Origin of the sequence: Lentzea miocenica, assembly GCF_033949945.1 — a bacterium.
Classification (GTDB): Bacteria; Actinomycetota; Actinomycetes; order Mycobacteriales; family Pseudonocardiaceae; genus Lentzea; species Lentzea miocenica.
Genome location: NZ_JAXAVW010000001.1, coordinates 491,281 through 502,080 on the forward strand (window position 1 = coordinate 491,281; position 10,800 = coordinate 502,080).

Genomic DNA, 10,800 nt, shown 5'->3' on the forward strand with positions numbered 1-10,800 from the left:
GCTGAGATCTGCCCGTTATCTCCGGGTTACCTTGATGGGTGTGCCATGGCGTGGCACACCCACGGCACGCCTCTTCTTGTGTCCAAGGGGAGGGGAATCGGTGATGAGGGTTGAGGTGCGGCTGCTCGGGCCGCTGGAGGTTCGTGGACCGGAAGGCCCCGTGCACTTCAGCGGGGCGCGGCGGCGTGCGGTGTTCGCGATGCTGGCGTTGAGAACCGGCCGGCTGGTGTCGAGATCGGCGCTGGTCGACGGCCTGTGGGGCGAGGACGTGCCACCGACGGGGACCAAGACGCTGCAGGGGCACGTGGCGAAGGTCCGCAGGGCGCTGGAACTGGCAGGGGCGGACGGCGTGGTGCTGACCCGTGAACCCGGCTACCTGCTCGACGTCACGCAGGTCGTCGTCGACGTCGAGGAGTTCGACGAGCACCTGCGGTGTGGCAGGTATGCGGAGGCGCTGCGGCTGCACCGGGGAGATCCGCTCGCGGACTGCCCGGTCGAGGGCTGGGCGAGCGCCGAGATCGTGCGGCTGCGGGAAGCGCTGGCGTTCGCGGAGGAGAACCACGCGGCGGCGCTGTGCCTCGACGGCCGGCACGCGGAGGCGATCGGGCAGCTGGAACGACTGGTGGCGCTGTACCCGTTGCGGGAGTCGTTGTGGGAGCTGCTGATGGAGGCCCAGCACCGGGCAGGACGGCCGGGTGACGCGCTGCGGACGTACCGGCGGGTGCGCGCGCTGCTCGTGGAGGAGTTCGGCATGGAACCAGGCGACGCGTTGCGCCGCAGGGAAGCCGCGGTCCTCGCCGGATAGCCGGAGGCACCGAGGCCCGTGTCGGGGGTGCGAGCCTCGGTGCCGGATCGGGATGCGCGGCGGCCCGCACTGGGGTAGCGAGCCGCCGCGCTGGTCGTGCGACCGGGCGATGCCTCCCCCTCGGAGGCACCGACCGGAGGTGGATCACCCTGGGGGAGCGATCCGTGTTCGACTGGAACGGGTTCAGCTCGCCGGTACCCGCGCGATCTGGTTGACGCTGACGGTCATGGTGCCCTGCCTGGTCGTTGTTTCCTCTTGTCCTGCCGGGCGCCCCACCGCCGTCCCCCGTGCACAAATTCTGCCGATCCGCGGTGGCGATCCGGTTGCCGTGCGGTGGTCAAGATCCACCGGGGTGGTACGAGCAGCGGTAACCCGTGGTCACGGCGTCGCGCAGGGCGTCCGCCGTGGACTGTTCGGTCGCCGCGATGGTGTCGATGGCTCGCCGGATCGCTTTGCGCACGGCGGTTCTGGCGCGTTCGGCCGGACCGGCGAAGTTCCGGCTGCGGCCACCGATCCCGCTCTCGCGTTCCAGGTGGCTGAGCAACGCCTCCAGTTCGGCCTCCAGCTTCGGCGACGGATTCTCGTCCAGTTGCTCGCGGAGGTCGCGGATGCGCGCGAGGTAGGCGGAGCGGGCCTCCTCGTCGAACACGGGCTGGTTGCCGTTGTCCTCACCGCCGACGAGCTCCAGCGCGGTGACCTCGACGCCGGGCTGTGCCACCAGCCGGGCGAGGTACCGCATGCCCACGAGGTCGTCGACGCGGATGTCCTTGCCGTGGTGGGAGACGACCCACCACACGTTCTCGCGGCGGATGGAGATCCGGCCGGCCAGCCCGTCGCGCTCCCTGGCCCACATTGCGGCGCGAGCGTCCATGCCGATCGCGTTCGCGTCTTTGATGGCGATGTCGAACAACGTCCGGCCTCGCTCGCCGCCGACGGTTTGCGCGAGCGTCGCGCGGGCGTAGGCGGTCATCGGCCGGTTGCCCAGCCGGATGTTGGTGGTGACCGCGCGGTCGAGGTGCCCGGCGGCCAGCTCGTTGTCGCCGAACGTGGTTGCGGCGATGCCCAGCAGCAGTTCGGTCGAGCCGAAGCAGACGATCGCGGTGGCCGGTACGACCGGCTGGTTCGCGAACGGTTCGAGCAACCGGTAGGCCTCACGGGCGATCGCCGCGTCACCGAGCCCCGCGGCGACGTGCACCACGCAGAACATGCAGGTGATCCAGGTGCTGGACAACGGAACCGCGCTCAGCCCGTTGATCGTCAGCCGGTGCAACGCCGAGCGCGCCCGGTCTCGTTGTCCTGCCTCGAAAGCCAGCAACGCGAGCGCCGCCTCGAAGCTGAACTCCAGATCCGGCAGCGTGGGGGAGTGCGTGACCTGCTCGGCGAGGTCGACCAGTTCGGCGCCGCGGCCCTGCAACCACCGGATCGCGAACAGATGCGTGCTGTGGAACGTCTCCGCGTCGACGTCCCCCACTTCCATCCCGATCCGCAGGCAGGCCAGCGACTTCTGCTCGGCCTCGGCGAACCGTCCGGCGCGGATCGTCCGCATGACGTCCATCGCGGCGTGGAAGAACAGCACCGCCGGATACCCCGCCGCTCTTCTGGCCAGCTCGACCTGCGACCGCTCCGCGTGCGGGTCACCGAGGCAGAACAGGTCCATCGTGCGCCGGCACAAACCGCTGAGCGCCAACAGGTCCAGCCCCGCTGCCGACGCCACCGCGATCAGCTCACCGGTCAGCGCGAGCCGATGTGCGTTGTGCTCCGGCGACCACAACGCGTGATGTGCCAACGACAAGGCCTCGGCCAAGGTCAATTGGTCACCGGTGTTCCTGGCCTGCTCCAACGCTTCGAGCACGCACTCGGTCTCGCGCCGGTCGTACGCGTGCTCTGCCGCGAGCCGGACGACCAGCCGGGTGCGCAACGGTTCGGCCGGTTCCGCTGCCAGTGCCTCGCGCAGCCGGGCGATCGCCAGCGCGCGGTCGGCCCGGCCGCGGAACTTGTTGACCCACATCCCCGGCAGGCCCAGCGCTGCTTCCGGGTCGCCGTCCCTCGCCGCCTGGTCGAGCAGGTCCCGAGCCTCGGTGATACGTCCTTTCGCCAGCACGGCGTGCGCCCGTTCGACCAACCGGACGGTGTCGTCGAGCGCGGTGGTGCCGGTCGAGGTGACAACGATGACCACTGGCAGGTGATGAACGCTCCCCGCCACGAACTGGGTGAGCTGGAACGCCTCCTCACCAGCCAGGTCGATGTCGTCGATCATGATCAACGCGGGCGCCTCGCCCAGCGCGTCGACGACTTTCTGCGCGCAGACGTCGGGTTCGGCGTCGAGCGCCGCCGCGTCACCGCCCAGCCCGGCGAGAACGGCGTGCCACGGCCAGTACGCGGGTGCGTCCACGCGGCAGCCGACCCAGGTGACGGCGAACCCGTTTGCCCGAGCCAGTTCCGCCGCCTGGATCAGGTACTGCGTCCGTTCGGCTCCCGGCGGCCTGTTGACCGCGAAGAGCTGACCGGTTCCCCGTTTGGCCCGTTCGAACGCCGATTCCGGCAGCACTGCTTCACCTTCGAATGCACTTCCTCAGCCAGGACGCGGTGGAACCTAGCGGAGTCCGCAGACCGCCACATACGCGGTCGACACCCATTTAAGGGCGAAGGTTCTGGTTCATGGATGCGAAACTCGCGGCGCTCGCGTTCGGACACCGCGCCGGCGGCCTTGCCGGTGAGCACGATGACCAACTGCTTGCGCGGAGGCGCGCCCGAGGCTACTCGCGATCTTCCAGGTAGCGGGTGTGGTCGGTCTGCCGTTGCGCGTCCGCCGCGTGGAACCGTTCCGCGACCCGCACGGCGTCGGTCCGCAGCAGGTCCAGCTGCCGCACCAGTTCCGCGCCCGACCCGCGTGCGACGGCGTACCACCACGGCAGGTTCAGGTAGGTCTGCACGGACAGCGGCAGGTCGGTGCCCACGAGCCGGGTGACGGCGTGCAGGGCGTCCGGGTCGGCGCGCAGCACGCGTGGACGGTCCAGCATGCCGCGCAGGATCTCGGCGATCTCCGCGAGCTTCGGTGCCACCTCGCCCGGCACGCGGCCGCCGAAGCCGCGCACCCGTTCGACCAGCGCGTCCAGCTCGGTGCGGAGCTGGCTGGCTTCTTCCTCCGGGTCGGTCACCAGCACGATCCGCTCGGGTGGGGCGGCGAGCGCGCCCACGCCGTACAGACCGATCACGACCAGCACCCAGTAGGAGCCGGCGAGCCCGGCGAAGTGCAGCAGCAGGCCGATGATGCCGCCGGTGCAGCCCGCCAGGTTCTTCCAGGACGCCAGGTAGCGCAACACCGGGTTACTGGTAGCCACGGATCTCCTTGAAGGCGGAGGAAAGCGAGCGGCTGCGGGCGTCGAACACCTTGCCGCCGCTCATCTTCGCGACCCGCTCCATCTCGGCCGTCGCGCTCTCGCCGAACAGCACCGGGAAGATCGGGATGCCCTTGAGGTTCTGCGGCAGACCCTGGTGGAACAGCTGGAAGTTGTCGATGCCCTCGCTGCCGGTGTTCTCGCCGTCGGTCATCAGCACGATCGAGGTGAACCGGTCCGGGTCCGCGTCGATCTGCTCGCGCAACACGTCGTACCCGCCGCGCAGGCTGCTGTAGATCGCCGTGCCGCCGGACGCGTCCAGTGACGTCGCGGTGTTGCGGATCTGGTCGAGGACCGGGCGCGGGTCGTCCTTGGGCACCTCGTACTTCAACGCCGGCCGCGCACTGCTGTTGAACGGCAGCAACGTCACCTGCTCGCGCCCGTGGAACCGGTTGAACTTGCCGGCGAGCGACTCGTCCGCGCCCGTCAGCCCCACCAGCGCCTGCCGGAGACTCTCGATCCGGTCGCCCTGCATCGACCCGGACGTGTCCAGCACGTAGAGCGTGCGCGACGGGCGGCGGAGCTGGTCGAAGTACGTGGTGATCAGACCGTCCACAGCGGACTGACTGCCGGGGAACGGCAGCTCGACGAGGTCCTTCACGGCGAACTTCGCGTCCAGCTGGACCTGCGGCACGGCCGGGCGGCGGTGGGTGGTGTCCATGATCTTGCGCTGGACGTCGGCGCTCTTCAGGTGGTCCGAGAGCTTCCGGTGCGCCTCACGGGCTTCCGAGGTCGCGGACGTGAGCAGCGTGAGCGGGTAGTCGGCGGTCACCACGCCATCGCTCGGGTAGACCAGCTTCAACGGCGCCGTCTGGTTCTGCGACAACAACACCGACTCGTAGTTGATCAGACCGTCCACTTTGGCGCCGGGATCCTCGCCCCTGGCCCTGCGCTGGTAGGCCTCGGACAGCCAGCCGGACGAACCCGCGGACAGCTGCTGGGCCGAGAAGAACTGCTTGAGCTGCGGCGCGACGGCGTTGATCCGGTTCGCGTCCAGCGCGGAGCCCGAGCCGGACAGCGCCGCCGCGACCCCGACCAGCGCCGAGAAGCCGGAGTTGGACGCGGACGGGTCCGTCATGCCGTAGGTGAACTTCTGCGCGCCGGCGGCTTCGGCGATCTCGGACCAGCCGACGCGTTTGGTGTCCCAGCCGAGTTCCTTGACCTTCGCCTCCGGCAGACCCAGGACGACGGGGGAGGACATGATCTTGGCCGGGGTGCCGAGCCGCTTCTGCGCTTCCGGCACCAGTTCCAGGTAGCGGTTGGAGGAGAACCAGACCGCGTCGAAGCCCTGTTCGGCGGCGCCGCTCGCGACCTTCTCGGCACCCTCGATGGTGCCGGTGAAGCTGAACTTCACGCTGATGCCGGTGGCTTTGGCGGCTTCGTCGAGGACGGGCTGGAGGTCGGCGAGTTCGCTGCCGGCCAGGACGCGGAGGACGCCGGGTGCGGGGTCGCCGACCGGTCTGGACGGGTCGGCCTCGTCGGAACATCCCGCGAGCAGCGCCAGCGTGGCGACCGCGGGGATGAGACGGCGGATCATGCTCGCTCCTGGGTAGTGGCGGGTCACTGTTGTTCTCCGGTCTCGCGGACCCGGCTCAGGTGGTCGTGGGCGCGCCGGATCTCGGCGTCCAGCGCGGTCACCGTGCTGGACATCGAGTCGGCCGCGCGGGCCTTGAACGTGTCGATCGCGTCGATCGCCGCGTAGATCTGGTCGAACGAGGTTCGGACCGCCTCGATGCCGACGGCCGGGGTCGAGGCGATGCGCTGGATGTCCTCGCCCTGCAACGACATCAGCGTCGCGTTCGACTTCAGGATCGAGTCGGTGAGACCGCGCACGGCGTCGACCTGGTCGATGACCTCGCGTTGCCCGGCCAGGGCCGCCGCCACCGCCACGCCGATCCGCAGGGCCGTGACGGTGGTGCTGACCGCGCGTTCGATGCCCTTGATCAGCTCGTCGTTGTTGCGGCGCACCACGTCCAGGGCCATGTAGCCCTGCGCGCACACGGCGAGTTGGGTCAGCAGGTCCTGGTGTCGTTGCCGCAGGCCGAAGAGCACGTCGGCGCGCAACGCCTGGGCGCGTGCGGGATCGGTCAGGTCGAGGACCGCGACCTGCCGGTCCACCGCCTCGTCCATCTCACCGGCGAGCGCGGCGTCCTGCGACAGCTTGGTCATCAGGTCCCACAACCGCTGCCGCTCGCCCTTGATGGCGGCGTTGTCGCGTTTCAACGCGTCCTGGCCGGACCGGAGCCTCAGCACGATCCGGTTCACCGGTTCGTCGGCCGCCCGCAGCCGCGCGAGCAGGCCGCGCGCCGCGTTGCCGCCGGGGATGAACCCGAGGATCTTGCGGCCGGTCAGCCTGGAGAGGTCCTGCGGGTCCAGTTCGCGCACGGAACGCCGCAGCTCCACCAAACTCGTCGACACCTGCGCGGAGTGCGGTGAGGAGACCGACGCGAGCGTGCGGTCCAGCAGCCGGCCCGCGATCTGGGCCGCCACGCGCATCTCCGCCTCGCCGAGCACCAGCGCCTCGTCGACGATCCGGCCGAAGTCCGGCGACTGCGGGTCGACGGCGTTCAACGCGTCGATGAAGGCGACGGCCCGCGTCGACAGCTCCACTTTGGACTCGTCGGAGACCGGGATCAGCCCTGCCGCGCGGGAGACAGGAACCGGCTCGACGGGATCTGGTGGCGTCAGAACGAAATCGGTCATCTCAGTACTGCTTCGCGATCGCTTCGAGCATCCGCTCCAGCGTCTCGTGCGCGGGCGGTTCGACGACGTCCACGATCGTCTGCGGCACGGTCAGGTTCTTCTCCTTGACGATGTCGTTGAAGTGCTTGGGATCGGCGGTCCGGAACCCGAACGTCGCCGCGAGCTTGCCCAGTTCGGCATCAGTCGACAGCAGCTGCCCGACGCGGTCGCCTGGTTCGCGCAACGGCACCAGCGTGTGCTTGGACAGCACGGTCGGCGCCGGGTAGAGCAGCTTCATGTCCGGCCGGATCGTCGAATCGCCACGCACCACCCGGTCGACGAACTGCGCCTCGTAGGCCAGCACCAGCGGCGTCTTGCCCATGCCCGAGGACAGGTAGTCCTCGAACGGCCCCTCGCTGCTGCTCTGCGTGTAACCCTGGTCCAGGAACAGTTTCGACACCGCCGGCAGCACCTTGGCCTCGGCGTCCTGCGACGACACCACCCCGCCGTTCGCGACGAACGACGTGATCGCCAGGTACATCGCGGCCGAGTTCGAGTCACGCGGATCGGTCGTGGTGACCAGCAGGTTCTTGCGCGCGGGATAGGCGGTGTTGCCCGGCAGCTGGTCCCAGCGCGTGCCCTTCGCCGCGATGTCCAGGTACGTCTGCACGTCGAACGTCTGGTAACCCTGCCCCGCCTTGACCACGCCTGCCTTGGTCAGCAGGTCGACGATCGGGTCGAACGTCGCGATCACCATCGGCGACGAGAACGGCGCGTACGTCCGCGCGGCCTTGCGATCCCGCTGGATCTTCTCTGCCGCCGGTGCGGACGAGGGGAACGCGAAGTCGTACGAGTTCAGGTCCGTGGCCGTCGCGATCTGCCGCGACCCGGCCGGGTCCACCTCGACCTTGAGCCCGTGCTTCGCGAACACGTCCTTGACCCGCTGGTCGGCGAAGAAGGCGAGCTTCTCCGAGCCGATCACACCGCGCACCGTCTGCAGCTGGGCCTGGTTGTCGCCGCCCTGCCCCAGGACGATGGCCGTCACCACACCTACCAGCAGCACGACCGCAAGACCGATGCCGAGCGTTCTCTTCACGGAGCCACTTCTTTCTGGCCTGCCTCTGCCGAAAACCCTGTCGGAGAAGAGATCTTTCGTCACTTCGACGCCGCATCAGGGTGGGTCGTCGCAATCGTGAGATGAACAGTCGGTGAACGGGCCGATGAGTTTCGAGCGGCACCTGAGTCGGTATGGCTGAAGGGTTCGGAACGAGGAGGATCAGCGATGAAGTTCGTGACGATCGGCTACGGCAGCCGCGACGACTACGACCGCACCGACCAGGCCGTACGCGACGAAGCACACGCCCACGACGCACGCCTGCGCGCCGCGGGAGTGGAGATCGGCATCGCCGGGTCGCCTGTGCAGGTGCGCAACCCTGGCAACACCGGGACGAAGGTGGAGGACGGGGCGTTCCAGACGTCCGCGCTGCCGATCGCGGGATTCGCGATCATCGAAGCGGAGTCCGTGGAAGAGGCGATCAAACTCGTAGCGAACACTCCGTGCGCGGTTGCTCACGGAGTGGTGGAGGTGTGGCCGCTAGAGCAGGGGTGACCTGTCGCCCACAGACCACTTGTGGCCGAACGGATCCGTGAAGCCGCCCTGCCGATGCTTCCCCACACGGCATCTGATGCGTGAGGTAGGCCGGCTTCGGCGCGTCCGCACACGGCTAGTTCCGCCCAGTTCACCCGTCCCTGCGGAACGATGAAGGAACCCCACCGGTTGGCAAGCGTGTCGACCAGGCCGAGCCCGTGGCCCTCGGGGACACCAGCATCGGAAGGAAGCGCGAGAGGCTCACCGTGTACGTCGGTGACCTCAAACACGATGTGCCTCTGATAGCCGAGCATCCTCAGGGTGATCGGGTTCGACACTTCGGCTTCGCCTGTCTGCTCCACGGAGAGCGTCACCAGTTCGACGGCGACGGCCGCCATGTAACCCTCGATGAACAAGGCATGCCAGCGTTTAAGCGTGTCGAAGATGAACATGCGTGCAACCGGCATGGCCGTGGGGAGCGCAACCAACTCGAGGGTGTCGATGAACCGAGGTACTTCGTGCATCCGAGGCACCTTGGTCGAAACGATCTCACCTGCATGAACCGGAACGGTCATCACGGCGTCCACAGCAGGCGAGACCTCTTGACCAAGTGGGGGGCTCCTGACTCGCCCGGCTCGGGCAGCCCGAGCAGATCTGTCACGACTTCCTGAAGGTCCGCGCCGGACTTCTTCCACACGCACCCACCGCCGTACTCGTCGGCCAGAAGGCGTACGGCGCTCACGTTGGTGCTGTCGAAGATGAAGAGCGCGTCGGTGTACTGCCTCCGGCTCATGCTCGCGGCCAGACCGGTCAGCCGATGCGCGTCGTCCTCGATGACGCGGAAGTTCCAACCGGCACGCTTGACGTCCAAAAGCTGTTGCAGTTCCGGAAAGCGCTGAAGTGCGTCTTCCTCCGTGATGACCGTGCTCATCAGCTCACCACCTCGCTTCGCGTGGGAAGCTCGATGAGCTGGTTGTGGATGATCGCGGCGATCTGCTCGGGGAGACGGCTTGAGCAGTCCACCTTGAACACCCCGAAACCCGTGCTGTACAAGGTCTCCGCGGCGTGCCGGTAGAACTCCACCTCGGCGTGGCTGCTGCCGGCCGTGTGCTGGAAGCGGTTGTGTGGACCGCGCTCCGCCAGGCGACTTGCGATCACTTCAGGATCGGCTTCGAGGATGACGGTGAGATCTGGCCGCTTGGCTTCTTCATTGAGGTGCCACAAGAACATCGGGTCCACGCCGTCAAAGCGCTGAACCACCAGGCCCGAGGCGATGTAGCGATCGGAGATGACCGTGTGGCCGGCTTCCAGAAGCGGCATGATCTCGTGCTCGACGTGGTGATACCGGTCGGCCGCGTACAGACAGGCGAGCGCGCGCCCCGTTACCGTCTCCGTCAGCTCCAGAGCCAGCTTGCCAACAGGGCCGCTCGAGGGCTCGGCAGTTAGGTGGACGTGTTCGCCCTGGGCCAGGAGCATCTGCGCGAGGTGGCGAACAATCGTTGTTTTCCCTGCGCCGCTCGGCCCGTCAACGGTCACGAACAAGCCGCGGCCGCGGTCAGAAGAGAGCGGGCTCTTCATCAGGGCCACTCCCTGCCGGTTGATCCCGTAGCTCTTCCAGGTTCCGCCGGCCTGCCAGAAGAACGAAGAGCCTTGCCGTCACGATCGCGTCGTACTTGGCCCTGTGCGGCTTCTCTTCGTCGTCGAGTCCGCTTGCGAGCTCGTACTTCTCGACGAGTGCGCTGAGCTTGTAGGACGGTAGGCCAGGTAGGAAGCGTCGGGCGAGCTTGAGTGTGTCGAACACTTCCGGGCACTCCCAGTCGCCGAGCTTGCGCTGGATCACCCCGACATCAACGTGAGCGTTGTGGCCGATGAGTGCCGAGGCGTCCAACGCCTTCAGCACTTCGGCCTCCACGTAGGCGAACAGCGGCGCGGAAAGCACGTCGTCGTTGCTGATGCCGTGAATCCGCTTGGCGAATCCCGTGATGGGCTGATCGGGCTTGACCAGCCACGTGCGCGGCTCACCGATGACGCCCTGCACGATCGGCACGGCGGCCAACTCGACCAAGTCGGGCGGCTGGTGACCGTTGCCTTCGACATCGACAACGACGTAGTTCAACGAACTCCAGTCCGTCATGCGGATGCTCCATTCCAGCCGATGTCCGCGCGGCCGTGCCGCTTCTCGTGGTGTGGGTGGCGCTCGTCGTGCACCTGGAAACCGAGCGCGTGCTGGAGGAAATAGCGTGGTTGCTCGGTTGCCAGACCGCCAACGACAGCAGCCCGCTCGCTGATGCTTACGACCTTGAGGCCGGATGCCTCGGGCAACACGC

The 10,800-nt window shown here is 68.0% G+C and carries 11 protein-coding genes; 2 read left to right on the top strand and 9 right to left on the bottom strand.

Annotated elements, in window-relative coordinates:
* Positions 1–103 precede the first annotated feature (103 nt).
* Positions 104–805, top strand: coding sequence for an AfsR/SARP family transcriptional regulator (locus SK803_RS02350; RefSeq protein ID WP_319964028.1), 702 nt, complete (start codon positions 104–106; stop codon positions 803–805).
* 337 nt (positions 806–1,142) lie between these two features.
* Here SK803_RS02350 and SK803_RS02355 read toward each other — a convergent pair whose 3' ends face one another.
* The 5 genes from SK803_RS02355 to SK803_RS02375 form a co-directional block, all read right to left on the bottom strand.
* Positions 1,143–3,353, bottom strand: a complete 2,211-nt coding sequence (locus tag SK803_RS02355; protein ID WP_319964029.1) for a hypothetical protein — start codon at positions 3,351–3,353, stop codon at positions 1,143–1,145.
* A 208-nt stretch (positions 3,354–3,561) separates the two neighbouring features.
* Positions 3,562–4,146 carry a hypothetical protein gene (locus SK803_RS02360; RefSeq protein WP_319964030.1) on the bottom strand — a complete coding sequence of 195 codons (585 nt, stop codon included), beginning with the start codon at positions 4,144–4,146 and terminating at the stop codon, positions 3,562–3,564.
* Entirely contained in the window at positions 4,133–5,740 is a 1,608-nt protein-coding gene (locus tag SK803_RS02365; RefSeq protein WP_319964031.1) for a VWA domain-containing protein, read from the bottom strand. Before SK803_RS02365 ends, SK803_RS02360 begins: the two co-directional genes overlap by 14 nt.
* Before the next feature lie 23 nt (positions 5,741–5,763).
* On the bottom strand, positions 5,764–6,906 hold the full coding sequence (locus tag SK803_RS02370; RefSeq protein WP_319964032.1) for a toxic anion resistance protein: 1,143 nt from the start codon (positions 6,904–6,906) through the stop codon (positions 5,764–5,766).
* A 1-nt stretch (position 6,907) separates the two neighbouring features.
* Positions 6,908–7,981 carry a hypothetical protein gene (locus SK803_RS02375; protein WP_319964033.1) on the bottom strand — a complete coding sequence of 358 codons (1,074 nt, stop codon included), beginning with the start codon at positions 7,979–7,981 and terminating at the stop codon, positions 6,908–6,910.
* A 186-nt stretch (positions 7,982–8,167) separates the two neighbouring features.
* On the opposite strand from SK803_RS02375, the gene SK803_RS02380 reads away from it, so the two are divergent.
* Positions 8,168–8,494 carry a YciI family protein gene (locus SK803_RS02380; RefSeq protein ID WP_319964034.1) on the top strand — a complete coding sequence of 109 codons (327 nt, stop codon included), beginning with the start codon at positions 8,168–8,170 and terminating at the stop codon, positions 8,492–8,494.
* Here SK803_RS02380 and SK803_RS02385 read toward each other — a convergent pair.
* The 4 genes from SK803_RS02385 to SK803_RS02400 are packed head-to-tail and all read right to left on the bottom strand — an operon-like array spanning position 8,455 to position 10,607.
* Positions 8,455–9,060 (bottom strand): ATP-binding protein, encoded by a 606-nt coding sequence (locus tag SK803_RS02385; protein ID WP_319964035.1) that lies wholly within the window; start codon positions 9,058–9,060, stop codon positions 8,455–8,457. The two genes, SK803_RS02380 and SK803_RS02385, sit on opposite strands and share 40 nt — an antisense overlap.
* Positions 9,048–9,404, bottom strand: a complete 357-nt coding sequence (locus tag SK803_RS02390) for a hypothetical protein (RefSeq protein WP_319964036.1) — start codon at positions 9,402–9,404, stop codon at positions 9,048–9,050. The genes SK803_RS02385 and SK803_RS02390 overlap by 13 nt, the downstream gene beginning before the upstream one ends.
* Complete coding sequence (gene tmk, locus SK803_RS02395) at positions 9,404–10,051, bottom strand: dTMP kinase (RefSeq protein ID WP_319964037.1); 648 nt, start codon at positions 10,049–10,051, stop codon at positions 9,404–9,406. Before tmk ends, SK803_RS02390 begins: the two co-directional genes overlap by 1 nt.
* The gene (locus tag SK803_RS02400; RefSeq protein ID WP_319964038.1) at positions 10,029–10,607 is read right to left on the bottom strand and encodes a 3'-5' exonuclease; all 579 of its coding nucleotides are present in this window, start codon (positions 10,605–10,607) and stop codon (positions 10,029–10,031) included. The genes tmk and SK803_RS02400 overlap by 23 nt, the downstream gene beginning before the upstream one ends.
* Positions 10,608–10,800: the final 193 nt, after the last annotated feature.

Excerpts from the sequence above, each read along its gene's own strand:
- SK803_RS02400 (WP_319964038.1), bottom strand. The coding sequence starts at position 10,607 with ATGACGGACTGGAGTTCGTTGAACTACGTCGTTGTCGATGTCGAAGGC.
- SK803_RS02390 (WP_319964036.1), bottom strand. The coding sequence starts at position 9,404 with ATGAGCACGGTCATCACGGAGGAAGACGCACTTCAGCGCTTTCCGGAA.
- SK803_RS02350 (WP_319964028.1), top strand. The coding sequence starts at position 104 with ATGAGGGTTGAGGTGCGGCTGCTCGGGCCGCTGGAGGTTCGTGGACCG.
- tmk (WP_319964037.1), bottom strand. The coding sequence starts at position 10,051 with ATGAAGAGCCCGCTCTCTTCTGACCGCGGCCGCGGCTTGTTCGTGACC.
- SK803_RS02365 (WP_319964031.1), bottom strand. The coding sequence starts at position 5,740 with ATGATCCGCCGTCTCATCCCCGCGGTCGCCACGCTGGCGCTGCTCGCG.
- SK803_RS02370 (WP_319964032.1), bottom strand. The coding sequence starts at position 6,906 with ATGACCGATTTCGTTCTGACGCCACCAGATCCCGTCGAGCCGGTTCCT.
- SK803_RS02380 (WP_319964034.1), top strand. The coding sequence starts at position 8,168 with ATGAAGTTCGTGACGATCGGCTACGGCAGCCGCGACGACTACGACCGC.